Below are 23,624 nucleotides of genomic sequence, written 5' to 3'. Positions count from 1 at the left end.
GGGCAAATATCAGAATCCATTACGTTCTGGCACCGTACTTACGTTCGTGGAAGGCTTTCGACTGTTCCACCCAGTTGTCGCGCTCAATGCGGCCGGGAAAAAATTCGATAATCTCGTTTACCTTGTTAATGTCTTCTTTCGTAAAGTTGGCAACCTGCCGGAAGGTGTAAATTCCCAGACTATGCAGCTTCCGTTCGAGGAAGGGACCTATGCCCACAATATCTTTCAGATCATCGGCTTCGGTGGCTGTTGCCCGGCCAATCCGGTCGAAGTTGAGCTCACCAGCACGAGCCGCAATTCGACTTAGTACCGCAGCCTCTGAGTTGCTAATGGAGGTAGCTCCCGTGCTGCTGGAAGGCATCAGGATCGGCGGAGTCTGCGGAATGGAATCAGTGGCTACCCTGGCTGGGTTGTCGAGCTTATCTGGCAACTCTCCCACAATCAGATCGGGCGTATCGTCGGGGTCAAGGGCGGGCAACAGTGGATCGGCCGCTACGTACGACGATGCGTTGTCAACGCTGGCTTCCGGTCGCGCAGATTCGTGTCTGCGTCCGGCTACGACCGACGACTGACCGGCCGCTTTATCCCGGCGGCAGGCTTCCAGTTCGGTTTCTTTCTGTTCGATGGCTGACCGCAACGCATTGACACGCCCGGTACGTACCAACCGCCCCAGCACCCACCCTACCAGGGCAGCAAAAGCCAGCAAGAGGACGATTTCGCCAATAGCAACCGGACGACTAAACGGATCTAATCCAAACATGATACAAGTTAAGTTTATAGGTATGTCGCCGAGGGCACGTCTGGTTATAGATTGCCTGTCGGCCTACACTTATTTTTGTTTCACCAATCGGGCCGCCTGTCCCACCCAATCGTCGCGCTGGATTCGCCCGGGAAAGAATTCGATAACGTCATTTACCCGCTCGGTGTCCTCTTCGCTGAAATTCGCGATCTGTCGGAACGTATAGATACCCACGGCGTTCAGTTTCTTTTCCAGAAACGGGCCAACGCCGACAATGATTTTCAGATCGTCGGCTTCGGTGGCCGAGGCATGGCCAATGCGCGTAAAGTCAATTTCCCGCGCCCGGCTGCGAATTCGGTTCAAAACGGCTTCTTCATTGCTGGACACTGGCCCTCCGGAGGCTACTGGCACCCGAAGGCAATCGGTCAGCTCCCGTTCCGTGCTGGCTAAATCTCCCTCCAGCTGGCGGATCAGGCTTTGTCTGGACAAGTAACCAATGATACATCCCAGCGCACCAGCAACGAAGAGCATTATCAATTGCTGCCACTGGGCATCGGGTAGGTTAAGGGGATTCATATCAAACATAACTGACAGCAATTAATCGGTTTCTGATTACGTTTCCGGCCGTTACCAGCCGCAACGACTACACATCCGGCTATTGAACCACGACAGATACCCGCCGATTGGCTTTACGTCCTTCGCGCGTATCGTTTGAAGCTTTGGGTTCGGCTTCCCCTTTCGCTTCTACTACAATCTGGCCGGGCTCGATTCCGGACTGGCGCAACCGGTGTTTCACCTCGTTGGCCCGGTCACGGGAGAGTCGAAGGTTAACCTCATCGGGCCCCGAATTGTCGGTATAGCCCGTTACCAACAACGTTTTGTCTTTGTGTTCAGCCAGGTACTTAGCGGCTTCCGCAAGAAATTTCTGCGTTTCGGCCGTTCTGATATAATTCGCTTCGGCGAGCGGAAAGTACAGGTCAATTGGCTCAAAAACAGACTTGAACTTCTGGGCCGCAGCCAGTTCGGTCTCGGTTATGCCCGCGGCCAGGGTTAATGGAACCGCCAAAGTTGTCGTGGCTGAATCCGTTGCAGGGATCGGAGGAGCAGGTGGCGGTATGGCTCCGGAAAACGCAAACCGGATTCCGCCGTAGATCGAATCGCTGCCCGGTTTAGAGGGCAGGCTACGTTCCTGACCTGTAATCGTGATTGCCGAAGCCGGAATGCCCTGCTGGACAAAATACTGTCTGATGCCTTCGGCGCGGGCGCGCCCCAGGTCCGTGAAGGTCGTAGCGTTACGTTCGGTTGGCAGGTAATAGCCTGTAATGGCGAGCGTCCGGCCGGGATTGGCTTTGAGGTAGTTAACCACGGGTTCCAGCGAACCGCCCAACGTGTTCAGATTGGCATTCGCACCCGATCGGGCAAAGCTGAAATTGCCGGGTAAGTCCAGGCGAAACAGCGTACCGTCGGCAATGGTGTAGCCATCGGCTGCGGGAGGTGTTTCCGGCACGGAAGTTTGCGCTGGTGGGTGCACGTCATTGATGCATAACTGCTTGATTTTACAGACGTGCCACCAGGTAGAACCAATCATCCACAGTGCCAGAAGTACAATCCACGGGGTCTTATTGGCGAACATACGGAAAACGTTTAGGCCAGGGCAAAAGGGCACCTAGTTGCTGGAAAGCCAAACAAAGGTGCTCCAAAAATACAGGTAAGCGGTATAAATACAAGAGTTTCAACGTTTAAACCCGGTTTTCGTAAAAACCCGGTTTAAACCGAAGGCAATTAGGTCACATCCGCCTTCAGAAACCAGGCAGCGGCTAACGTGTAAGCCGATCAATGTCCGTAAATTGCAGTTTGAATAAAACCTGAACGTAGACACGCAGGCCACTCCCAGCCTGTTCTTTTGTATGGTAATTGACCTTCGTAGCGACACCGTTACGCAACCTACGCCCGCCATGCGCGAGGCAATGTTTTCGGCTAAGCTCGGCGATGATGTGCTGGGCGATGACCCTACTGTTAACGAACTCGAAGCGAAAGCAGCGGCCATGTTCAACACGGAGGCCGCTTTGTTCTGCGCATCGGGCACTATGACCAATCAACTCGCCATCCGTACCCATTGCCGCCCCGGCGACGATGTAATCTGCGATTATCTGTCGCACGTGTATCAATACGAAGGCGGTGGCATATCGGTTAATGCACTGGCCTCGGCCAGCCTGGCGCATGGTGAGCGGGGAAAGCTAACCCCTGATCTTATACGCGAATACATCTACAGTCCCGCCGACCCGCACAAACCGCTCTCGCGGCTGGTGGTGCTCGAGAATACGGTCAACAAAGGGGGTGGCTGTTATTATACAGTCCCTGAGATTGCGGCCATTCGGCAGGTATGCGATGAACATGGCTTACTCCTTCATCTCGACGGAGCCCGGCTCTTCAATGCCCTTGTCGAAACCGGTGAACCGACGGAATCGTACGGGCAATTATTCGACTCCATCAGCATTTGTCTTTCCAAAGGGTTAGGCTGTCCGGTGGGTTCACTGCTGCTGGGCAAAGCTGATTTCATTCGTCAGGCCCGCCGTTTCCGTAAGCTCATGGGGGGCGGCTGGCGGCAGGCGGGCTTTCTGGCCGCAGCGGGCATCTATGCCCTCGATCATCACGTCGATCGGCTGAAGATCGATCACCTCCGCGCCCGCAGAATCGGGGCCATGCTCGAACGCCTGCCGGAAGTCGAAGAGATTCTGCCCATTGACACGAATATTGTGATTTTCCGGCTCCCGACAAACCTCTTGGCCGTTGATTATGTTGCTCAGTTAGAAGCGAAGGGCATCCGCAGCGTCACATTTGGCAAGCATTTAGTGCGTTTTGTTACGCACCTTGACCTGACCGATGAGCTCATCGCGGAACTGGAGAACCGTCTGAACCGGGATTGAGAGGATTAAATGGATTTATAAGATTTTGCTCTTTGAGTAAAAGCCCTTAATGGATTTGGTCCAATAAAACGGTTGAGTTTAACTCATACCTATGTTGCTTTTATTGTATACGAAATCCCGGTCTGAACAACCAATGATTTATGCATATTCAAACACGAACTTTACAAAAAGAAGACTATCACGATCTCAAAGAGACGATGATAGAAGTATATAGTGGCATTGGCGGAGATTACTGGTCTAAAAGCTCGATCAATAAACTGCTCAACCTTTTTCCAGAAGGTCAGCTTTGCGTTGAGGTCGATGGTAAAGTTGTCGCTATTGCGCTCGCTATTCGGGTTAAATACAGTGATTTCGGCGACAATCATACCTATGAAGAGATCACGGGCAATTACACCTTCCGCACGCACAGCGACGACGGCGATTATCTCTATGGCATTGAAGTGTTTGTTCATCCCGATTTCCGCGACCTGCGGCTTGGTCGGCGTCTGTATGATGCCCGGAAAGAGTTGTGCGAGCAGTTGAACCTGAAGGGGATTCTGGCGGGTGGCCGGATTCCGAATTACAATAAATTCGCCAATGAACTGACGCCCCGCGAATACATTGCGAAGGTGAAGCAGAAGGAAATTTACGATCCGACGCTTACCTTCCAGCTTTCCAACGATTTCCACGTCCGAAAAGTCCTCCGTGGGTATCTGCCCGGCGACACGGAGTCGAAAGAATACGCGACCTTGCTCGAGTGGATCAACATCTACTACGTCGACGAGAAGGATAAAAAACCGCATACCGATTCGATTATCCGGCTGGGCGTGATTCAGTGGCAAATGCGACTGTTTAAAAATCTCGCGTCGTTTCTGGATCAGGTCGAGTTCTTCGCCAACGCCGTCAGCGACTACCGCGCTGACTTCATGGTCTTGCCGGAGTTCTTCAATACGCCCCTGATGGCGGATTTCAACGATCTGCCCGAGCCGGTCGCCATTCGGAAGTTAGCCGACTTTACGGTGCCGGTACGTGAAAAACTCTGTGAACTGGCGATTTCGTATAACGTAAATATCGTGGGCGGTTCGATGCCGCTGGTCGACGAGGAAGGAAAACTATACAACGTAGCGTACCTCTGTCGGCGCGATGGTTCGTACGAGGAGTTTCGCAAAATTCACATCACGCCCAACGAAGTACGTCACTACGGCATGGTAGGCGGCAACGAAATTCGGGCGTTCGACACCGACTGCGGCAAGATCGGTATGCTCATCTGCTACGACGTCGAATTCCCCGAACTCAGCCGGATCCTGGCCCAGCAGGGCATGCAGATTCTGTTTGTTCCGTTCCTGACCGATACCCAGAATGGGTACTCGCGGGTACGGCACTGCGCGCAGGCCCGGGCCATCGAAAACGAATGCTACGTAGCGATTTCGGGCTGTGTCGGCAACCTCCCGAAGGTTCACAACATGGACATCAACTTTGCGCAGTCTGCCGTGTTCACGCCTTCGGACTTCCAGTTTCCAACGAACGCGGTAAAAGCGGAGGCTACGCCGAACACCGAAATGGTGTTGATTGCCGATGTCGATTTGAGCTTGCTGAAAGAGCTGCATGAACACGGATCAGTGCAGGTAATGAAAGACCGCCGAACCGATCTGTACGACGTAACGCTGAAGAAAACGGCCCGAAAAGCGCTGAAAAAGAAGAAAGACTCTCCCGATAATGATCCGGAAGAAGTAGCTCCGCTGATTGTTGTCAGTTAAGTATAGTCTGCCTTTTTCCAGAGATTCCAATTAGCCCCCGGCCCGAAGAGCCTGCTCTTCGGGCTTATTTTTTACAAAGTTCGCAACCTTTTTACTGTAACGTTGGTTATTACAGTAATGAACGGCCGTTTTGCCATATCGCTGCACATCCTGACCTTGCTTGAACAAAGCAAAGGCGAATGGTTAACGTCCGATTATTTAGCGGGTAGTATAAATATCAATCCGGTGTTGGTTCGTAAGGAAATCAGCAACCTTCGTAATCACGGGCTGATAATTAGCCGGGAAGGAAAGAACGGGGGCGCGATGTTAGCCAAATCAGCTTCGCAGATTCGGTTATCTGATGTTTTCCAGGCCACCCGCCAGGGATCGTTCTTAGGAACGGCCAGGAACAGCCCAAACCCAGACTGTCCGGTCGGTAAGCAGATCAATCGTCATCTCGACGGCCTGTACAATGACGTGGAAGAAGCGTTAATCCAAAAACTTGGTACCCGTACTTTGGAAGACTTCAGTAGAAAGTTCAATTAATTTTTTTACGCATAACTGTAACATTTTTTATTACAAATTTCTTTAATCAATTCAACCATGAACGTAGCGATCATTGGAGCATCCGGATTTGTCGGCTCAACACTGCTCAGCGAAGCCTTACAGCGGGGCCATGCCGTAACGGCAATTGTCCGCCATCCCGAGAAAATCACCGCCAGCAACCCAAACCTTACGGTTAAAGCAGTCGACGTCTTTGACGAAGCAGCCTTAACCACGGCCTTATCGGGGCATGATGCCGTACTGAGCGCCTATAATGCCGGTTGGGATAATCCAAACCTGTACGATGACTTCCTGAAAGCATCCAGGCTCATCGAACAAGCGACGCAGCAAGCGGGTGTGAAGCGGTTGCTGGTGGTAGGTGGTGCCGGAAGTCTGGAAATAGCGCCGGGTGTGCAATTGGTTGATACGCCCGAGTTTCCGGCTGCCTGGAAAACCGGCGCTACCTCGGCCCGCGATTATCTGAATCTGTTACGTCAGAATACCGAATTAGACTGGACGTTCCTGAGCCCGGCTATCATGCTGCAACCCGGCGAACGTACCGGCACCTTCCGAATCGGTACCGACCAGCCCGTTTTTAACGACAAAGGCGAGTCGACGATTTCAGTCGACGATCTGGCCGTTGCTCTGGTAAATGAACTCGAAACGCCAACGTTCATCCGGCAACGCTTCACGATTGGCTATTAACGCCAGCGCGAATCAAGGGTACATGCGTAATTATCCGTCGACGTATTGTATCGACCGTACATCACCCCGGCGTAGGTTCGGGTAATGTACGGTCGATTCGAGCTGAGGTTGTAATTCGTTACGGTTTTACGGGTCAGCACCATGTCGAAGCTATTCAGGTCGAAATCGCCGGGGGCGAACCAATCCGTGACAGTGTTCCGTGACGACGTAACATGCCGACGGACTGCTTGAAAGCCGACCGCGAAACGGCCGTGATCAATAGGCCTTGTTGGTACCATAGATCGATGAGGTTAAGTTCGCGGAGCGAGTCAACCCCTTTTCAGACTGACCAATCGCACAAGGCAATATAGGCCTGGCGAACCGCGCAAGTCTTGATCTGAACCAGTACGTTCGCTAATATCTGCAAGCGAACGTACCAACCTCGTCGCTGCGTGCCGACTCTCGCGAAGCACCAACTCATTACCCTTTAACTTCTCATCGAACCGGCGCGAACCGGCCAGTTTCCAACCCGTTTGTTTACCCGGTTTTTAGTGCGGCTCTACCGCCGTCGGCTGAGCACCTTACTTAACATTAAGCCCAGCGCAACCCCAATCGCTACGTAACGGCCGGTTCGCACCGGCACGTAACGGGTACGTGCCGGTGTAATTTCGACAAAGCCCGCTGGCTCGACGATAAGGCCACCACCGACCCCACCGCCTTCGCCCTGGCCACTGTCGGCAGCATTAACTGACCCTTTTTTGGTTGCTCCTTTACCCTCTCCGTAACCACCGCCAAAGCTTAGAATTACTTTGGCCACGGGAATGACGGTTTTATCCCCCGATACGATTGGCTCGCCGTAGACCTTCTGCACGGTTGCCTGACTCGTTAGCCGATCTAATAGTGACTGAAGGAATTGCTGGGCGTTTGATTGACTCATATTAACGACAGTAACAGTTCATGGTTGATACATCAGATCCGTCAGGTTCACTGACTGCTTATCTGCATTACCTAAACGCTGATCTGAACCGATTGTCAGTCAATATTGAGTGTGTAGTACGTAGTATAGCCCTTTTTACCAACCCTGATAATGAGGTTGCGGACAACTTTTCATTCTTCAAACCACCTCTTGAACAGGGACGCTTTTTCTTTGCTGATCGTGATTTCCGGTGGATTTGTCTGACGTAACGTCAGTAACAGCTTTCCGCTGTAGTGCGGCTGATAGCCCGTGATCGCGTCGAGGTGAACCAGGTACTGCCGATTCGCCCGGAAGAACACATTAGGGTCGACCAACTCTTCCAGTTCGTCTAACGTCGCGTAATCGGTCACGAGCTTTTGCCCGATCAGGGTGTGCAGAAAAATCAGTTCATCGCGGCAAAAACAGCTTACCTGCTCCTGAGGCACCGAAATAATCTGACGTAACTGGTGGGCCGTAAATCGACGTTTGTAGGTTTTCTGCGTCTGCTGACCAACCATATCGGTCAAAAACTCCCGGAACTGCTGCTGAAAATCAGCACCGTCGGGCTGCCAGCGGTGAAACTTGCTCAACGCCACCCGCAGCTCGTCGGGATCAATCGGCTTTAACAGATAATCGAGGCTATTCAGCTTAAACGCACGAATGGCATATTCGTCGTAGGCAGTGGTGAAGATGATCGGGCAGGATATGGCCAGCTTACTGAATACATCGAAGCTCACCCCGTCAGACAACTGGATATCGGAAATGATCAGGTCAGGTGACGGATGACTACTCAGATACGCGCAAACGGTTTCAACGCTCGCCAGTGGTCCATCAATAATGGCCTGCGGCTCCAGCTGACGCACCAGCTTTTCGAGTTGTCGGCCCACCACCGGTTCATCTTCAATCAACAGGATAGTCATACGGGTTCCGCAGCAGACAATGGTTCAACAGCGTTACGTTCGGCAATCCGGGTAACCTCCAGCGATACTAAGGGGATCCGGACCGTAAACTGCTCTGTATCGGAAACAGTGACCGGCACTGGGCTCAGATACTGATACAGCATTTTCAGATTACTCAGTCCTTGTCCGTTCGAGGTCGAGACCTGCCGTTTGCGCTGGATTGGGTTCTCCACCGTCAGGTAGCCGTCGGCTGCGGAGATGCGAATCGTTAGCGGTTTTGCCTCGTTGATGGTGTTGTGCTTGATCGCGTTTTCGATCAGAATTTGCAGCGTCACGGGCACAACTGCCTGGTCCAGTGCTTCATCCGCCACGCAAAAAACAACGTCCAGCGACCCATCAAAGCGCGTTTTGAGCAGCGATACGTAGTTTCGGATAAATGTCAGCTCCGTATCCAGGGGAACCAGTTCTTTCTCCTTATGCTGTAATACGTATCGAAATACCCGGGAGAGTTGCTGCAAAAACCTGCGCGCCAAGACCGGGTCTTCGTCAATCAGCCCATCCAGCGACGACAGACTATTAAACAGAAAATGCGGATTAAGCTGGTTTTTCAGGTTGTCGTACTGCACCTGCGATTTTTCTTTCTCAAGCCGGGCCGCCCGAACCAGGTTGGCTTGCCAGCGTTGAAACAATTGGCTGGCAATGAACCCCAAACTAATGACAACGTTAGCGAAGAAGGTGCCAATACTAATTGTGATGATTGTCAGTCGGTTCACGACATCGGACAGTGCCGGGATGATGTAATCAATAACCAGCAGACCACAGCAAACCAGTGCTGTTTTTACAATCGCCCAACTCCCCACGGATTGCGCTATGATTCGCCAGCGGACGCTTCGTTCAAACGGCAAATGCCGATCCAGATAGTCATTATACCAATAATGGAATATCCAGATAACATTCAGCATCAGCATTGTTATAGCAAACAGAAGAACCTGACGTTGCCAGCTTATGCCAGGCATCACCCATTCACGCCCAAAAATTCCCAGTAAGGATATGTAGAGAAAGGCCAACTCCACTTTTTTGACAAACCGTATTTTCATGGCTGACGGGGTTTGGTAAGATTGAAGGGTATATCCAGACGTCCGTTACGCAAGATTCCTATTTTTATGCTGATTGATGATCATTCCATCGGACATTTCGATGACGCGATTCGTGCCAGCCGCAAAATCGGGGTCGTGCGTAACGGCAATTATGGTTTGCCCTTTGCTGGCCAGCTCCTGAAAGATCTCGAACACATTTTCGGTATTCGCTTTATCCAGATTACCCGTCGGTTCGTCGCCCATGATGATCGTCGGCTCATTGATAAGCGCTCGGGCAATGGCGACCCGCTGCTGCTGCCCGCCCGATAGCTTACTGGCTGGCTTACGGGCGTAATCGGCCATACCGATCAACCGCAGCTTTTCCATCGCCCGCTCTTCCACTTCTTTCTCCGGATACTTACCGAGCTTCAGGCCCGGCAGCATTACGTTCTGCAAGGTAGTGAACTCAGGCAGCAGAAAATGAAACTGGAACACAAAGCCCAGATGTTCGTTGCGAAAATGCGCCAGAAAATCCTGACTACGTCCCCGCAGCGACGTACCGGCCATTTCAATCTCTCCTTCGTAGTCGGTATCCATCGTCGAGAGCAGATACAGCAGCGTTGATTTGCCGCAGCCCGATTTGCCAACAATCGATAGAAACTCGCCTTTCTGTACGTCGAACGTAATGTCGTTCAAGACCTGGAACTTCTCCGGGTCGTAGAAGTATTTGTTGACGTGATTGGCTTTCAGAACAGCAGGCATGAGAAGTTCTAAAGTTGTATGTGTTATACAGTTGTCTAGTTAACCACTTGATGGCGTTGCAGGCGTTTGTCAGTAAACTCTATAACTGTAGGCCCCTGCAACTTCACAACTTAGATTCACCCTCTTAAAATGGCCACCGGATCAATCTGCGAGGCTTTCTTCGAGGGGAAATACCCGGCCAGTACCGTAGTGATTACACCGAACAGAAGCCCCATTACGTAGTACCTGGCCCGGAAGATGACCGGAAACGTTTTGATACTTAAAAAATCGCCCGCGTCGAAGGGAGTTACCGACAGCAGATAACTCAGCAGGAAGCCAATACCCAGCCCGATTAATCCACCCGACAGGCCGATAAACACAGCCTGCAACAGAAAAATAGCGACTACGTCTTTCCCATCAAAACCGGTCGCTTTCAGTATGGCGATGTCTTTGATTTTGTTAATGACCGTCATGTTCATGATGTTGTAGATACCGAACCCCGCTACAACCAGCAACGTAATCGACACGACGTAGGTGAGCATGTTCCGAATCTTCTCCCCCGCCAGAATTGCCTGATTGGCCGTGGCCCAGTCTTCGGTATAATAACCATACTCAGCCCGCAGCTTCCGGCTGAACGGGATCGCCTGCAAGGGGTCGATCATCTTGACGTGGATATCCGTGATGTAACTTGGGTCTTTTTGCAGGATTTCCTGCACCGTCGACAGGTTGGCGTAACTCTTGGTGTTATCGACCGTACCGACACCAAACCCGAAGGTGCCCACGATACGCAGAATGCGCGTGCCGCCCCCCGGCGTGGTCACTGTCACTTTATCGCCCGTCCGGACGTTGAGTTTACGGGCCAGCGTTGCGCCCATAATCAGGCCATCGGGATTGGTTTGCAGTGTCGTTAACGAACCCGATTTTAACCGGGATTTCAGATCGTAAAGCCGGTTCTCGCGTTCCACCTCTACCCCCGATATGGTCCCCGACAGTTGAATAGGTCCGTTATTGTAAAACACCTGCGTAGCGACCTGTGGCGACACGCCCAGCACACCGGGTTCTTTGTCAATACGCCGGGCCATGGCCAGTCCATTCTTTAACCGGGCTAGCTCGTCCTTGGGTTTCTGGTGGTAAACGACATTGAAATTACCCGGATTCAACTGCTCGATCAAACTGGGTCGCTGGGTGTTCACTTCGTTATACATCCGCACGTGCGGACTGGCATCGAGCGCCGAATCTTCCAGAAACTGATTGACGCCCTGCATGAACGAGATCATCGTAATGAACATAGCGATGCCGAACGTAACGCCGAGCATAGCCACGAGTGTCTGCCGTTTCTTGGCCAGCAGGTGCGTCTGTGCAATTTGAGTAGCGATGCGAATATTCATGGATCAAAGAGTGAATGATCGAATGAGTGAAAGAGTGAATAGCTGACGCATGTAATTAGGAGCAATTCGCTCTTTCACTCATTCACTCTTTCGCAATTAATTTAGCCCTCTCCGTAAGGCCGCCTTTTACCTCAACTAACTCGAAGTTTTCTGCTCCTTTCTGAAATTTGATCTTTTGCTCTTTTCCGTCCTGCTCAACCCAGACGCTGTCGGTGCCGACTACGTACGATTTCGGAATGGTTAACACTCGCTGGCGCTGGCTGATAATGATGTTCGCTTCAACCGTCAGGCCGTAATACGAATCGGGTTTGGACCCGACAAACTCAGCATCGACCCGAAATGACTGGTCCGTCCGGTTGAGTTTCGGATACACTTTCGTGACGCGGGCGTTGAATACCTTATCGGCGTATACATCGGTCTTGATAACCACCGACTGCCCAATCCGAATTTTACCAAAATCGCTTTCGTCGACCGCCAGCTGCGCATACAGCCGACTGCCGCTGCCCACCAGGGCCAGCTGTTCACCGGGTCGCACGACCTCACCCGGATCTTTGTAGACTTCGTACACCTTGCCGTCGACGAAGCTGCGGATTCGGGTATTTCGGCCGGCTACTTCGGTGGTTACGAGTTGGCTGCGGTTATTTTCTACATCGAGCCGGAGCTGATCGCGGGTGCGGGCCAGTGTATTGAGCTGCGCCCGCAGGTTGTTACGCGACACGGTGTAGTTCAGCTCGGCCCGTTCCAATTCGGCTCGCGACGTAGCATTTTGCTGGTACAGTTCCTTGAATCGAGCGTAGTTGACGGAGTCATTCGCCTGCCGGACACGGGCGTTACGTACCTGCACCTCCAGCTCAGTCAGCACAGGCGAGTTCCCGCGCAGATTCGCCTGCGCCTGCCGAAAAACCGTTGCCGCAGCCGCCCGACGCGCATCTTCCGAAGCGCTTTCCAGCACGAACAGAAGCTGATTCTTCCGAACTGAATCGCCTTCGTTGACCAGCCGTTGTTCCAGTACGCCATTGGCATCGGCCGTTACGGTATATTCATTACGTGGATATACATTGCCCGATGCGTAAACGGCTTCAGTTAACGCTTTGTACGTTGGTGATACGCCTTCACTGCCCCGGTTGCAGCTACCACTAATCGACATAGCCAGAAGCCATACACCATACCTAGTCCATTTACTTGCGACAGCGGCTGAATTTATCCGGCCGCTGGTGAAACGGCCGCTATAATCATTAGTTTCCATTACGTATCTGTAGAATCGTCTGGTTAATAAACGCGTTCGATAAGTTGTTGAGGTAGCGATTTTGCGCGGTCAGCGCTTCGTTGAACACGTTGAGATACTGGTCATACGCAAACAGGCCCGAGCGGTACTTGATGAGTGCGATCTGAACGTTCTGCGTACTGATTTCGTAATTCTGCCGATTCAGATCGAGCGAGCGTACCGCCTGGCTGTAGGTGTTCCGGACATCCTCATTGTCGACCTGCTGGCGATTTCGTTCGTAGGCCAGTTCCGCTTCATCTAGTTTCAACTGTAATCGGGCGCGAGCGATGTTGCTGCTCCGCAACCCGCCCGAATAAATCGGAAGGTTGAACTGCAGGCCCGTCACCCCGATTGTATACCAGGGCTGACTGACATTCAGAAAATTAAACGCATTCCGTTGCGCCTGCTGTGTATAGCGGGCATAAGCCGACAAGGTAGGCCAACGACTCAGCTTTTCCCGATTCAACTGCAGCTTCGACAGTTCGACCTGCGCCAGGCGGAGCGTTATCTGCGGCCGTTCGTTAGCCGGGATGGCGTCAACCGGGGTGAACCCCTCAACCGGACGCGTGGCCAGACTTTCCGTCAGCAACAGGCTATCGGACGGAGATAGACCCAGGAGCAGTTTTAACTGATTCAAATTTCGGGTGTAGGCCAGTTCGTTCTGATAGAGGACATCGGCCGTGGTCAGTTGCACCGAGCGGATTCGATTGTACTCCAATGGTTCGCTTTGTCCTTTGTCGAGTCGCTGCCTGGCAATCTGCGTTAAGGTATCAGCCGCCAAGAGGTTACGCCGGGTAATGTCGATAGCGGCTCGGGTCAGTAACGTAGCGTGGTATACCCGTGCCGTCTGCGTCGAAATCTCATCCTGCAATACCAGGTTCTGGTCGTCGATAAGCTGCAGATTCTGATGAACAATACCCAGGTCGGCGCGGGCGGGTCGGTTCACGATGGGGGCCGTCACCTCTCCCGTTGCCGTTACGTACCACGGCAAGCCGAACCGCAAAGACCGAAACTCGCCCGGCCGCCCGCCCAGGAACTCGGCGGGCACGAGCTGAACCGGCAGCGCATAGTTATAATCCAGATTGGCATACACCCGCGCCTGGGGTAATACGTTGGCCCGGATAGCCGTTCGCTGTTGATCCTGTACGGTACGGTTGCGACGGGCATTCACCAGCTCAGGATTGTTACGTCTGGCCAGCGCCAATGCCTCCTGCACCGTGGGGATCACCGTCTGGGCGTTGCCGACCAGTGCGTAGCCGAGCGCCCCTAGAAGTACTAACCGATTCATAGTCACGTGGAATGGACGCTCAAAACAACAGCCCCACGTATATTTCAGCGCTATGATTGTTTATGAAGCCGCCAAAAAACCGGGTGAAGCCGACAAGGTGATAACAAAGCCGTTGCTAAGCGAACCCAGGGTCGTAACCATTCGATCAGGTTGGCCGCGTCGGCACGAACAAGGCTAACAAAGGCCCGATGATCTGGTTAATTGGCTAGTATCTCTCTGCGTATCTCAACTACCTATGTCAGTTATTGGCGAATTCATCAAAAAAGCGATTGATGTCTATGGCTTTGTTACGTCGGAACCAGACCCGGCCAAGGCGCAACACGACGAATTAAAAAAACTGGTAACGAAAGCCCGGCTCACCGCTTTCGGCAAGAAGCACAACTTCACGAAAATCCTCAGCAGCGACAACGTTGTAAAAGCTTTCCAGCAGGAGGTGCCTGTCCACGATTACGATAAACTGTACAATGACTGGTGGCATTACCTCTTGGAAGGGCATCAGAATGTAACCTGGCCCGGTGGACAACGGTATTTTGCGCTCAGCAGCGGCACCACCAGTACCAGTAAATCCATTCCGGTAACGGACGATATGCTGGATTCAATTCGTCAGTCGGGCATCCAGCAGGTGGCGAGTCTAACGAACTTCGACCTTCCCTCCGACTTTTTCGGGAAGCAGATCATGATGCTGGGCAGCAGCGTCAGTCTCATTCAGAAAGATGACCACGAAGAAGGCGAAATCAGCGGCATCAGCGCGGCCAACATTCCGGCCTGGTTCCGAACGTATTATAAACCCGGCGTCGACATTGCATCCATCACCAACTGGGACGAAAAAGTCTACCGGATTGCGCAGGAAGCCCCGAAATGGGATATTGGCAGCCTGAGCGGTATTCCGTCCTGGGTTGAGATGATGCTGAAAGAGGTGATTTCGCATAACCGCCTGAATACCATCCACGACATCTGGCCGAACCTGCAGGTATACACGTCCGGTGGAGTAGCCTTCGACCCGTACCGCAAAAGCTTCGAGAAGCTGCTTGCCCGGCCCCTGACCTACATCGATACGTACCTAACCTCAGAAGGGTATCTGGCCACGCAGAAACGACCCGATACCTCGTCAATGGCCCTGATTCTCGACAATGGCATTTTCTTCGAATTTGTGCCGTTTACCGACGACAACCTGGACGAGGATGGGCGGGTTAGGCAGGATGCCAAGGTGCTGTCGCTGGAAGAAGCCGAAGAAGATGTGGATTACGTGCTGCTGATCTCGACGGTTTCCGGCACCTGGCGCTATATGATCGGCGATACGGTCATGATCACTGATAAGCCCCGTTCCGAAATTAAAATCACCGGTCGAACAAAGCACTTTCTGAACGTAGTAGGCGAGCAGCTTTCTGTGTTTCAGATGAATCAGGCGATGGAGAACATGCAGAAACAATTTGATATCGAGATCAAGGAATTTGTCGTGTCGGCCATTCGTAAAGAGGGCGAGTACATCAACAAATGGTTTCTGGGTGCCAACCGGCTCGTCGACAATCAGGGGATTGCGGCCGCGCTTGATGAGGAACTGTGTGACTTAAATAAGAACTACAAGGTAGCCCGCACGAAATCGCTAAAAGGCGTGGAAGCCGAGGTGATTCCGGTCGAAAGTTTTTATCGCTGGAGTGAGGACTACAAAAAGCTGGGGGGGCAAACGAAGATTCCCCGAGTGATGAAGGAAGACGATTTTCTGGCCTTTCAGGAGTACGTTCAGCGGCTTGTGTAGGGCGCTTTAAGGTCGAATTTTTGTAAACCCATTTTTGTCATCCCGACGCCAGAGGAATCTACTGTAGCTGGAGGTTTTCAGCCTCACCCGAAGATCCCCGCTCCGGCGGCCCGGTCCTGGCGTCGGGATGACAAAAGATAGGTTTCGTTTCCCTTTAAAAGTTAGCAATTCTTACCAAAGCGACTCACAAGCCCTCTTTCTGCCTGGCCAGCTTTTCCTCTTCCAGCTTCTTCACCTGGTCAACGATTTCCTCGGGCGATACGTAGAGCCGGGCTATTTTGTCTTTGTAAGCCTGTGGCAGTTCGGCATGGTCGAGGATAAACCGCTTCGTGGCGATCAGGTATTGCCCCAGGCCATGACTAACCGCGAAACCGTCGGCGATACGTTCGACTTTGCGGACGTAATGGGGCGAGAAAACGTAACCGAGTCCGAAACCGACCATCCCCAGGTTGCTCCGGCGTTCATAATCCATGATATGCCCCAATTCGTGGCCAATCCAGCCAATCATGATCTCATCGGGAAGCTGGTGAATCGGAATGGCCGTATGGGTTAGTTTGAACATCGCACTGATGTTGATTCGATACGTCCGGTCCGGTCGGCCCAGCAGCAGCGTTCGAAATACCGGCTGAGCCTGCATCACCGACGTCGAAATTCGCTGCTTAAACAGAAAATGGATGGTTGTATTGCTTAACTCCGGATAGAACGACAGGGCCGTTAAGACATTCTTTTTGATGACGGCCGGGATGTGCTTGTTCGTCTCGAACGGGGCTAGCTCGGGCATAATGTCCTGCGTTTGCGAATCGATTTTGGCTGGCAGCATACGGGCAATACGAATGTCCTGCTTGATTAACCCGTTCGGCTGCGGTTGGTTTAGGCCTCAGTCAGCATAGGACAGCACCCTCGTTTATTTTTATGAAAAATTATTGCCGCTTAATAGGGGGATTCGACAGTTCGGTTGTCTTACAGTCGCAGGAGTACATTCAACGGAAGAAGTATGATAGATTTGCACCGGAAACGTCATTTATACCACCCCGTGCAACTATCGGATCAGGAAATACTTGCTGCTATACAACGTGGCGACGAGCGGGTTTTTGAGGCCGTGTTCCGGCAGCATTACAACCCCTTGTGCCAGTATGGCTACTCGTTCCTGAAAGATTGGGACGACACTGAAGAGGTCGTTCAGGCTGTGTTTATGACCATTTGGGAGAAACGCGACGGCATGGAAATCAACGCATCGCTGAAGTCATACCTCTACCGGGCCGTGCACAACCGGTGTCTGAATCGCATCAAACATCTGGCGGTTCAGGCCGAACACCGGAATCAGGTCGAGGCCAACCTGGTGCAGACGTACGAGGCTCCGGTGCAGGTGCTGATGGCCAACGAGCTGTCCGACCGGCTGCAGGAAGCCATTCAGCGGTTACCTGAGCAGTGTCGGCTTATTTTTATGATGAGCCGCTTCGATGAGTTGAAATACCAAGAAATAGCCGACCGGCTGGGGCTGTCCATCAAAACGGTGGAAAACCAGATCGGAAAGGCCCTGCGTATCCTGCGAACCGATCTGGCCGAATACCTGCCAGCCTTGATTCTGTTGGGGGTGCGTTTATATGAATAGTTTTACGATTAGTTAGGGGGCAGAACATGGCGGACGATTACCCACAGCCAATAGATGATCGCTTACTCGGCAAGTATCTGGCCGGAGAAACCGACGCAGCCGAGTCGGAACGGGTACGCCTGTGGCTTAGCCAGAGCGATGCGTCTGCCGACGAAACCAACCAGCGCGAGTTTGAACGCTTCGAGCGGATCTGGGAAACGACCGCTCAATTAAAGCAACCCGCTCAGCAGCAGGCGGCTCCGGTTGATGCCGACGCGGCCTGGCGAAAGATGCGCAGCCGGATGCAGGCGGGTTCGGCTATCCCTATTGCCCCTCCCCCACCCGCCAGCCCTGAAGCACCGGTTCCAACCGTTCAGGAACCCGTCATCAAGCCACTTCACCCAACTCAGCCGACCGACAGCCGGTGGTTTCCGCGCTACTGGCAGGTGGCAGCCACCATCCTGCTGGTATCAGTTTTGGGCTGGCTATTGGTACAAAATCAATATACTGAGCCCGTCGCGCAGCTGTCGGTAGCCTCCGCCAACCAAACGCTGGTCAAGGCCCTGCCCGACGGATCTAAAGTCTGGCTGAAAAAAGGAAGTCGACTCAACTACCCGCAAACCTTTGCCGACGACAGCCGCGACGTAACGTTAACCGGCGAAGCCTTCTTCGAGGTGGTGCCTAACCCAACAAAGCCGTTCCGAATTCAGGCGGCTCAAACCACCGTGCAGGTGCTCGGTACATCGTTCAGCGTTCGGGCCTACGAAAACGACGTGCGCGTAGCCGTCCGGACGGGTAAAGTTTTGTTTACGGCTAAGAGAAAACAGGTAACCCTGGTTAAGAACGAGCTGGCGACCTTCGATAGCAAAGCCGATACGATCCGGAAAACGCTCCGCGCAGAACCCAACCTGTTCGCCTACCGAACCGGCCAACTGGTGTTCAGCAAAGCGCGGCTGGCCGATATTGTCGGAACGGTCAATGACGTATATCAAGCTGACGTGCGGCTGGCCGACGAGCGGCTGGCCAACTGCCTGTTAACCGTTCGCTTCGACAACAACGAACCCCTGGATACGGTGCTCAACGTAATCGCCGAATCGCTGGGACTTCAGGTACGCCGGGATGGTGAGCAGGTGCTACTCAACGGGGAAGGCTGCCCGGAATAATTTTACGCTTTTGATAGGGGGAGCCATTCACTGAGCTGTCTTATCGGCAAAAGCACCCACGATTATGCGTTTTCATCGATACTTTCTTCTCTTTTTTAGCTGGCTGAGTTTTCCCCTTATCGGCTCGGCCAAACCCATGCCCCCCCTTGAGCGTACCATCAGCATCAACATCAGCAACGAACGGCTGGATAAAGCGCTGACCGCTATCAGCCGCGAAGGTCAGTTTAACTTTTCGTATAGTCCAACGGTCATCAGCGAAGGTAGCCTTGTTTCGTTACGTCTTTCGAACAACACCGTGCGGGAAGCCCTCAACCAGCTCTTCAGAGGGGCCGTTACGTATAAATCACGCGGCAATCACATCATTCTGGTACGGGCCGAACTACCCGCAGTTGACGAACGCCCCAAGAACTTTTACCTCGACGGGTACATTCTGGACGAAGTAACGGGCCGCAAAATTGGCCAGGCCAGTATCTACGAGAAAACAACATTAGCTTCTACCATCAGCAATCCCTTCGGCTATTACCGCATCAAGCTGCCCACCGAACTGGCTTCCCTTCGGCTGGAGGTACGTAAAGAAAACTACATCGGGGAGACCGTACGGGTATCGTCGCGGCAGTCGCACACGCTGAACATTCGCCTGGAGCCCTCTCCACTGAGCAAAAACCTTCAACCGCTGACCATCCGCCAGTCCGTCGACACCACGCGCCGGATTGCCATTGCGGTTCAGCAGCCCATTCAGCCGGTGCTGATTGCCTCGGCCGACACGACCTATACGCCTAAGATTTCGGCCTGGGAGCGTGGCAAACGTAAGTTGACCGACTGGTTTATGTCGACCAAGTCCGAAGTTCACGAAGCGAACCTGGTTGGCGATACGCTCTACCGCGATGTTCAGATCAGCGTGCTGCCCTTTGTGGGTACGAACGGCATGCTGAGTGCCCGCGTCATTAACCGAATGTCTTTCAACGTACTGGGCGGCTATTCGCTGGGAAATACGGGTCTGGAAGTTGGCGGCTTTCTGAACGGCGTTCGCGGCAATGTCCGTGGGATTCAGGTCGCTGGCTTCGGTAACGTGGTGGGTGAGCAGGCCGACGGTGTGCAGGCTGCCGGTTTCGCCAATGCCGTCCGCTGGAACATGCAGGGCGTACAGGTGGCCGGATTCGCCAACGCCATCGGAGGGGATTTGCACGGCATACAAGCTGCCGGCTTTGCCAACGTAACGCTGGGGCACTTGAACGATGCCGTGCAGGTTGCCGGATTCGCCAATGTAGTCGAGCAGGATGCCGAAGGCGTTCAGGTGGCTGGTTTTGCCAACATCAATGCGCACCGCACCGATGGCGTCCAACTGGCGGGCTTCTTCAACCTGTCGAGCGAACGACTGAAAGGCGCGCAGGTGGCCGGATTTGGTAACGTAGCGGGCGACGAAGCGGCCGGAGTGCAAGTGGCAGGCTTTTTCAACGTAACGGGCAAAGACTTGGAAGGCTCGCAGATCAGCGGCTTCTTCAATACGGCCCATCGGGTCACCAAAGGTACTCAGATCGGCTTAATCAACATTTCCACCTACTCGCAGCACCCGCCCATTGGGTTGTTTAGCTGGGTTCAGCAAAACGGCTACCGACGCCTGGAGGTATCGACCGACGAGGTGAATCTGGTGAACCTGACGTTCAAGACCGGTCACCGCGCCTTTTACAACATCTTCACTGCCGGCTCGCGCCTGGAGAGCGATCAACGCCCATCGTGGAGCTTCGGGTATGGCCTGGGTACAGCCGCCAACCTGGGCCGTAGCTGGATGCTGAATTTCGACGTAGTGGGCAACTATCGCCTACCTGCCGAGTGGCGTTACTTCGACGAAGGCAGCCAGTTGTACCGCCTGAATATTGGTCTGGAGAAAAAGCTGTCGCGCGGTCTGGCGATATTCGTGGGCCCCACGGTCAACTGGTTCTTTAGCCAGAACGAAGTGTCGAAACCCGTTACGTCCGTTCAGGTGCCGATGTTCAGAGAAGGCTTCGACCGCTGGAACAACTACAACGCGGGCTGGATCGGCTTCCACGCCGGGCTACGTATCTGCAGCCGCAATTGATGGGGTGAACCAGTATCACCACAGAGCAGAATCAGGCTCATGTCGCCGTAATAAAGGCCGCAATTGCGCCAGACTATAAAAGCGGCTCTTAAGGGTATAGCCCTGCGTATACCGCTTGACCGTCCGACGCAGTGGTTTGACATCGCCCCTTGCGGTGAAGCGATAAAATTGCCCTTTGTCATCGAAGAAGTAATCGGGGTAGCCTTCAACATCCCACGCCCGCAGCACATTCATTTGTAGCCGCACATACCGTTTAGTCACTTCGCTCTAATTATATTTGGCCGTTATACAACCAATTGATTTCTTTGTTAAATGTAAGTTCGTTTATCTCAATATACCGTTTGCAGAAACAAATATAGTTGATTATCAAAACATTATAGTTCTGTAAATTTGCGTACAATAATATGTTGGGTGAACCGAACAGGCTGAAAAATAACGTAGCGGTCGGCGTCGTGCGACAAGGGTTACGTCCTGTGACAAGGCGGTTCTGCTCGTTGGTCGGCTTCGGTCGACACGAGAATCGTCCAGGTTGAGCAGGCAAAAAGTGCATTCGCCACGTAGCGTGTGACAAAGGGAACACCCCAATTGGGATAGCCTTTTAGCCAACGATTTATGATTGACAAATCTGACAAACTGATAATTTTCGATTTAGACGAAACCCTCATTCATGCTACGGAACATGAATTGAACAGGCCGTGTGATTTGAAATTTGAAAAGTATTTTATCTATCAGCGCCCTAACCTTAGGTCATTCCTAACCAATGTAGCCGAACATTTTACAATTGGTATCTGGAGTTCAGCAGATGATGATTACGTAACGGAGATTGTTAGAGGTATCATGCACGACAATATTAACTTGCTGATCGTTTGGGGGCGGAGTCGTTGCAGCTACCGGCGCGATTTTGAACGTGATACTTACTGTTATGAGAAACGTCTGGACAAGTTGAAAAAGCGGGGTTTCCGTTTGGAGAAAATACTAATTGTGGATGACTCACCGGAGAAGTCACGAGCTAATTATGGGAATGCTATTCACATTAGGGAGTACCTAGGAGACGAGAATGATAACGAATTAACAGCTTTATTTGATTACTTACTGACGCTGAAATCCGTAGAAAATGTTCGAAGTATTGAAAAGCGAGGCTGGCGAAACCGAGTGGAAACAACACCTATTGGTTAAGTTAAGGGCGGCTGTCTTGCGACAGGCCGCACGTCCCCAAGGAGAGTTGGCAGCCCAACCAAATGAGGGTGTAAAGGTTGGGAGTTCTTGTTGTTCAAGGGCGTAGCGTTATCATCCATCAACCCTCATGGTCGTTGGGTGTTTTTCTAGGCCACGCGCGTTTGGCGGCTCCGGTCGACACATCGCACTTGATTGACAGATAGACTCTTAAATTCGCAAGTCGGGCTTTCAGTCGACACAAGAAACTCTACGAGCGTCGGTATTTGTATAGCTCGGCAGGTCGTGAACGACAGCAAGCTTACAAGTTATTTTATATGAAAACTTACCTTTTCGTCTGGAATCCCAAGCGTTGGAATTGGGATACTTTAGAAGATGATATTACAGAGGTTAATGAAACTGGAAATTGTCCTGAAAGTTGGAGTTGTGGGGTAAATAAGTCGATTACTGAAGGGGACAGGGCTTTCCTCATCCGAGTTGGAGTTGAACCAAAAGGAATTATTGGAGCAGGTTTTGTCACATCACAACCTTTTCCTGACAGGCACTGGAATGGCGACAATAGAGAAGCATTTTATGTTGATATAGATTTTGAAACGCTACTCAATCCAGACAAAGAACCTATTTTGTCACTTGAACTTCTAAAAACAGGCAAACTTTCTTCCCAAAATTGGACACCACAAGCATCAGGTATTTCAATCAAACCCGAACTAGTTGATGAGTTGGAAGCCCTCTGGTTCGACTTCTTGGTAACGCAAGATATTAGGCACAATCCATTCATCCCTCCCTTACCCCAACAGGAGAAGGTTTTTGTAGAAGGGACGTCTAATCGGGTGATGCAGACAAAATACGAGCGTAATCCGTTCGCCCGAAAAGCTTGTATTGAACATTACGGTCTCTCTTGTTCAGTTTGTAATTTTAATTTTGAAAGCTTTTACGGTGATTTAGGCAAAGGGTTCATTCATGTCCATCATTTAACTGGCATTGCTAAAATTGGAAAGCAATATATTGTTGATCCATTAAAAGACCTAAGACCTGTTTGCCCAAACTGTCACGCAATTCTAAATAGGAGCAGAAAAGAGACTTCTATTGAAGAGTTGAAATCGACTATAATTATGAAGGAGCATAAGAGTAGGTAATCGTCCGCTCCGCGTGGGGTAACTCACAGGCGACAGGAAGCGGGCCGCAAAGTCAGCCGATGCAGCCCAACCGGCAGGGGGTGGAAAGGTCAGAGCTACGTCAGCTCAGGCAAGTGGCGTCCACTCCATCAGCCCTTGTGGTCGTTGGGTGAATCGTTCATGCTGTTACGGAGTTTTATGTCCCGGCGACAGGGTGAACGCCCCGCGTGGACAAATTTTTTATGTTGCTTTTACGCATTCGGCAACAGTACGAAAACCAGAGTTGGTTAAGTTTGGAGATTTCATTCACAGATTTTTAGGACACAATAAAGCCCTTATCGAGTAAATACCCAACTGAATTTAACAATTTAATACCAGCCGCAATGAGGATAATTCTGGCTTTTTTATTGATGCGTGAATTAACCTGTAAAGAAGCCAATCTCCTTTTTGTAGAAGAAGGCTTGTACTAATCTCCGATCTTTTCCCAAAGTGTCGATTTGCTCTAAAACAGCTTCTGTCAGGGCTTCCAA

The 23,624-nt window shown here is 52.0% G+C and carries 24 protein-coding genes; 11 read left to right on the top strand and 13 right to left on the bottom strand.

Translation table 11 applies throughout. The annotated features are described in order from the left end of the window. Positions 1–19: 19 nt before the first annotated feature. From ACYVBJ_RS15945 to ACYVBJ_RS15935, 3 genes are all read right to left on the bottom strand, one after another. Positions 20–760: a hypothetical protein gene (locus ACYVBJ_RS15945; protein WP_460983305.1), complete on the bottom strand. Its 741-nt coding sequence runs from the start codon at positions 758–760 to the stop codon at positions 20–22. A 69-nt stretch (positions 761–829) separates the two neighbouring features. Further along, positions 830–1,324 carry a hypothetical protein gene (locus ACYVBJ_RS15940; protein ID WP_460983304.1) on the bottom strand — a complete coding sequence of 165 codons (495 nt, stop codon included), beginning with the start codon at positions 1,322–1,324 and terminating at the stop codon, positions 830–832. 70 nt (positions 1,325–1,394) lie between these two features. Further along, a complete protein-coding gene (locus ACYVBJ_RS15935) occupies positions 1,395–2,372 on the bottom strand; it encodes an OmpA family protein (RefSeq protein WP_460983303.1) in 978 nt (325 codons plus the stop codon). 274 nt (positions 2,373–2,646) lie between these two features. Between ACYVBJ_RS15935 and ACYVBJ_RS15930 the strand changes: the two genes are divergently transcribed. The 4 genes from ACYVBJ_RS15930 (at position 2,647) to ACYVBJ_RS15915 (ending at position 6,629) form a co-directional block, all read left to right on the top strand. Beyond that, positions 2,647–3,666 (top strand): threonine aldolase family protein, encoded by a 1,020-nt coding sequence (locus ACYVBJ_RS15930; RefSeq protein ID WP_460983302.1) that lies wholly within the window; start codon positions 2,647–2,649, stop codon positions 3,664–3,666. 140 nt (positions 3,667–3,806) lie between these two features. Continuing rightward, positions 3,807–5,402, top strand: a complete 1,596-nt coding sequence (locus tag ACYVBJ_RS15925; protein WP_460983301.1) for a GNAT family N-acetyltransferase — start codon at positions 3,807–3,809, stop codon at positions 5,400–5,402. A gap of 117 nt (positions 5,403–5,519) precedes the next feature. Continuing rightward, a complete protein-coding gene (locus tag ACYVBJ_RS15920) occupies positions 5,520–5,927 on the top strand; it encodes an RrF2 family transcriptional regulator (RefSeq protein ID WP_460983300.1) in 408 nt (135 codons plus the stop codon). Between the two features lie 57 nt (positions 5,928–5,984). Then, a complete protein-coding gene (locus tag ACYVBJ_RS15915) occupies positions 5,985–6,629 on the top strand; it encodes an NAD(P)-dependent oxidoreductase (protein ID WP_460983299.1) in 645 nt (214 codons plus the stop codon). Here ACYVBJ_RS15915 and ACYVBJ_RS15910 read toward each other — a convergent pair. The 8 genes from ACYVBJ_RS15910 to ACYVBJ_RS15875 all read right to left on the bottom strand — a co-directional run bounded on the left by ACYVBJ_RS15910 (position 6,626) and on the right by ACYVBJ_RS15875 (position 14,219). Beyond that, positions 6,626–6,907, bottom strand: coding sequence for a hypothetical protein (locus tag ACYVBJ_RS15910; RefSeq protein ID WP_460983298.1), 282 nt, complete (start codon positions 6,905–6,907; stop codon positions 6,626–6,628). The genes ACYVBJ_RS15915 and ACYVBJ_RS15910 overlap by 4 nt on opposite strands. Positions 6,908–7,167: 260 nt before the next feature. Next, positions 7,168–7,545 carry a spore germination protein GerW family protein gene (locus ACYVBJ_RS15905; RefSeq protein ID WP_460983297.1) on the bottom strand — a complete coding sequence of 126 codons (378 nt, stop codon included), beginning with the start codon at positions 7,543–7,545 and terminating at the stop codon, positions 7,168–7,170. 170 nt (positions 7,546–7,715) lie between these two features. After that, positions 7,716–8,483, bottom strand: a complete 768-nt coding sequence (locus tag ACYVBJ_RS15900; RefSeq protein ID WP_460983296.1) for a LytR/AlgR family response regulator transcription factor — start codon at positions 8,481–8,483, stop codon at positions 7,716–7,718. Continuing rightward, positions 8,480–9,559: a sensor histidine kinase gene (locus tag ACYVBJ_RS15895; RefSeq protein WP_460983295.1), complete on the bottom strand. Its 1,080-nt coding sequence runs from the start codon at positions 9,557–9,559 to the stop codon at positions 8,480–8,482. The genes ACYVBJ_RS15900 and ACYVBJ_RS15895 overlap by 4 nt, the downstream gene beginning before the upstream one ends. Before the next feature lie 45 nt (positions 9,560–9,604). Further along, the gene (locus ACYVBJ_RS15890) at positions 9,605–10,300 is read right to left on the bottom strand and encodes an ABC transporter ATP-binding protein (protein ID WP_460983294.1); all 696 of its coding nucleotides are present in this window, start codon (positions 10,298–10,300) and stop codon (positions 9,605–9,607) included. A gap of 116 nt (positions 10,301–10,416) precedes the next feature. Beyond that, positions 10,417–11,667 carry an ABC transporter permease gene (locus ACYVBJ_RS15885; RefSeq protein ID WP_460983293.1) on the bottom strand — a complete coding sequence of 417 codons (1,251 nt, stop codon included), beginning with the start codon at positions 11,665–11,667 and terminating at the stop codon, positions 10,417–10,419. A gap of 82 nt (positions 11,668–11,749) precedes the next feature. After that, positions 11,750–12,814 carry an efflux RND transporter periplasmic adaptor subunit gene (locus ACYVBJ_RS15880; RefSeq protein WP_460983533.1) on the bottom strand — a complete coding sequence of 355 codons (1,065 nt, stop codon included), beginning with the start codon at positions 12,812–12,814 and terminating at the stop codon, positions 11,750–11,752. Positions 12,815–12,902: 88 nt separating this feature from the next. After that, positions 12,903–14,219, bottom strand: coding sequence for a TolC family protein (locus ACYVBJ_RS15875; protein WP_460983292.1), 1,317 nt, complete (start codon positions 14,217–14,219; stop codon positions 12,903–12,905). Positions 14,220–14,271: 52 nt separating this feature from the next. On the opposite strand from ACYVBJ_RS15875, the gene ACYVBJ_RS15870 reads away from it, so the two are divergent. Both ACYVBJ_RS15870 and ACYVBJ_RS15865 read left to right on the top strand, forming a co-directional pair. After that, positions 14,272–14,397 carry a hypothetical protein gene (locus ACYVBJ_RS15870; RefSeq protein WP_460983291.1) on the top strand — a complete coding sequence of 42 codons (126 nt, stop codon included), beginning with the start codon at positions 14,272–14,274 and terminating at the stop codon, positions 14,395–14,397. A 57-nt stretch (positions 14,398–14,454) separates the two neighbouring features. After that, entirely contained in the window at positions 14,455–15,975 is a 1,521-nt protein-coding gene (locus ACYVBJ_RS15865; protein ID WP_460983290.1) for a GH3 family acyl-acid amido synthetase, read from the top strand. Positions 15,976–16,159: 184 nt separating this feature from the next. On the opposite strand, the gene ACYVBJ_RS15860 is transcribed toward ACYVBJ_RS15865, so the two are convergent. Further along, positions 16,160–16,795, bottom strand: a complete 636-nt coding sequence (locus tag ACYVBJ_RS15860; RefSeq protein WP_460983289.1) for a hypothetical protein — start codon at positions 16,793–16,795, stop codon at positions 16,160–16,162. Positions 16,796–16,969: 174 nt separating this feature from the next. On the opposite strand from ACYVBJ_RS15860, the gene ACYVBJ_RS15855 reads away from it, so the two are divergent. The 3 genes from ACYVBJ_RS15855 to ACYVBJ_RS15845 all read left to right on the top strand — a co-directional run bounded on the left by ACYVBJ_RS15855 (position 16,970) and on the right by ACYVBJ_RS15845 (position 20,806). After that, positions 16,970–17,587: an RNA polymerase sigma-70 factor gene (locus ACYVBJ_RS15855; RefSeq protein WP_460983288.1), complete on the top strand. Its 618-nt coding sequence runs from the start codon at positions 16,970–16,972 to the stop codon at positions 17,585–17,587. 26 nt (positions 17,588–17,613) lie between these two features. Next, positions 17,614–18,729 (top strand): FecR family protein, encoded by a 1,116-nt coding sequence (locus ACYVBJ_RS15850; protein WP_460983287.1) that lies wholly within the window; start codon positions 17,614–17,616, stop codon positions 18,727–18,729. Between the two features lie 64 nt (positions 18,730–18,793). Further along, complete coding sequence (locus ACYVBJ_RS15845; RefSeq protein WP_460983286.1) at positions 18,794–20,806, top strand: STN and carboxypeptidase regulatory-like domain-containing protein; 2,013 nt, start codon at positions 18,794–18,796, stop codon at positions 20,804–20,806. A 15-nt stretch (positions 20,807–20,821) separates the two neighbouring features. Here the strand turns inward: ACYVBJ_RS15845 and ACYVBJ_RS15840 are convergent, their stop codons facing one another. Further along, on the bottom strand, positions 20,822–21,067 hold the full coding sequence (locus ACYVBJ_RS15840; protein WP_460983285.1) for a hypothetical protein: 246 nt from the start codon (positions 21,065–21,067) through the stop codon (positions 20,822–20,824). A gap of 351 nt (positions 21,068–21,418) precedes the next feature. Between ACYVBJ_RS15840 and ACYVBJ_RS15835 the strand changes: the two genes are divergently transcribed. Together ACYVBJ_RS15835 and ACYVBJ_RS15830 are read left to right on the top strand one after the other, a co-directional pair. Then, entirely contained in the window at positions 21,419–21,982 is a 564-nt protein-coding gene (locus tag ACYVBJ_RS15835; RefSeq protein ID WP_460983284.1) for an NIF family HAD-type phosphatase, read from the top strand. Positions 21,983–22,296: 314 nt separating this feature from the next. Then, on the top strand, positions 22,297–23,115 hold the full coding sequence (locus ACYVBJ_RS15830; RefSeq protein WP_460983283.1) for an HNH endonuclease: 819 nt from the start codon (positions 22,297–22,299) through the stop codon (positions 23,113–23,115). Positions 23,116–23,624 lie beyond the last annotated feature (509 nt).

Source organism: Spirosoma fluminis (assembly GCF_054778895.1).
Note: the sequence above shows the minus strand (reverse complement) of the source record. Positions and strands in the feature narration are given on the sequence as shown.

Excerpts from the sequence above, each read along its gene's own strand:
- ACYVBJ_RS15945 (WP_460983305.1), bottom strand. The coding sequence starts at position 760 with ATGTTTGGATTAGATCCGTTTAGTCGTCCGGTTGCTATTGGCGAAATC.
- ACYVBJ_RS15940 (WP_460983304.1), bottom strand. The coding sequence starts at position 1,324 with ATGTTTGATATGAATCCCCTTAACCTACCCGATGCCCAGTGGCAGCAA.
- ACYVBJ_RS15935 (WP_460983303.1), bottom strand. The coding sequence starts at position 2,372 with ATGTTCGCCAATAAGACCCCGTGGATTGTACTTCTGGCACTGTGGATG.
- ACYVBJ_RS15930 (WP_460983302.1), top strand. The coding sequence starts at position 2,647 with ATGGTAATTGACCTTCGTAGCGACACCGTTACGCAACCTACGCCCGCC.
- ACYVBJ_RS15925 (WP_460983301.1), top strand. The coding sequence starts at position 3,807 with ATGCATATTCAAACACGAACTTTACAAAAAGAAGACTATCACGATCTC.
- ACYVBJ_RS15920 (WP_460983300.1), top strand. The coding sequence starts at position 5,520 with ATGAACGGCCGTTTTGCCATATCGCTGCACATCCTGACCTTGCTTGAA.
- ACYVBJ_RS15915 (WP_460983299.1), top strand. The coding sequence starts at position 5,985 with ATGAACGTAGCGATCATTGGAGCATCCGGATTTGTCGGCTCAACACTG.
- ACYVBJ_RS15910 (WP_460983298.1), bottom strand. The coding sequence starts at position 6,907 with ATGGTACCAACAAGGCCTATTGATCACGGCCGTTTCGCGGTCGGCTTT.
- ACYVBJ_RS15905 (WP_460983297.1), bottom strand. The coding sequence starts at position 7,545 with ATGAGTCAATCAAACGCCCAGCAATTCCTTCAGTCACTATTAGATCGG.
- ACYVBJ_RS15900 (WP_460983296.1), bottom strand. The coding sequence starts at position 8,483 with ATGACTATCCTGTTGATTGAAGATGAACCGGTGGTGGGCCGACAACTC.
- ACYVBJ_RS15895 (WP_460983295.1), bottom strand. The coding sequence starts at position 9,559 with ATGAAAATACGGTTTGTCAAAAAAGTGGAGTTGGCCTTTCTCTACATA.
- ACYVBJ_RS15890 (WP_460983294.1), bottom strand. The coding sequence starts at position 10,300 with ATGCCTGCTGTTCTGAAAGCCAATCACGTCAACAAATACTTCTACGAC.
- ACYVBJ_RS15885 (WP_460983293.1), bottom strand. The coding sequence starts at position 11,667 with ATGAATATTCGCATCGCTACTCAAATTGCACAGACGCACCTGCTGGCC.
- ACYVBJ_RS15880 (WP_460983533.1), bottom strand. The coding sequence starts at position 12,814 with ATGTCGATTAGTGGTAGCTGCAACCGGGGCAGTGAAGGCGTATCACCA.
- ACYVBJ_RS15875 (WP_460983292.1), bottom strand. The coding sequence starts at position 14,219 with ATGAATCGGTTAGTACTTCTAGGGGCGCTCGGCTACGCACTGGTCGGC.
- ACYVBJ_RS15870 (WP_460983291.1), top strand. The coding sequence starts at position 14,272 with ATGATTGTTTATGAAGCCGCCAAAAAACCGGGTGAAGCCGACAAGGTG.
- ACYVBJ_RS15865 (WP_460983290.1), top strand. The coding sequence starts at position 14,455 with ATGTCAGTTATTGGCGAATTCATCAAAAAAGCGATTGATGTCTATGGC.
- ACYVBJ_RS15860 (WP_460983289.1), bottom strand. The coding sequence starts at position 16,795 with ATGCTGCCAGCCAAAATCGATTCGCAAACGCAGGACATTATGCCCGAG.
- ACYVBJ_RS15855 (WP_460983288.1), top strand. The coding sequence starts at position 16,970 with ATGATAGATTTGCACCGGAAACGTCATTTATACCACCCCGTGCAACTA.
- ACYVBJ_RS15850 (WP_460983287.1), top strand. The coding sequence starts at position 17,614 with ATGGCGGACGATTACCCACAGCCAATAGATGATCGCTTACTCGGCAAG.
- ACYVBJ_RS15845 (WP_460983286.1), top strand. The coding sequence starts at position 18,794 with ATGCGTTTTCATCGATACTTTCTTCTCTTTTTTAGCTGGCTGAGTTTT.
- ACYVBJ_RS15835 (WP_460983284.1), top strand. The coding sequence starts at position 21,419 with ATGATTGACAAATCTGACAAACTGATAATTTTCGATTTAGACGAAACC.
- ACYVBJ_RS15830 (WP_460983283.1), top strand. The coding sequence starts at position 22,297 with ATGAAAACTTACCTTTTCGTCTGGAATCCCAAGCGTTGGAATTGGGAT.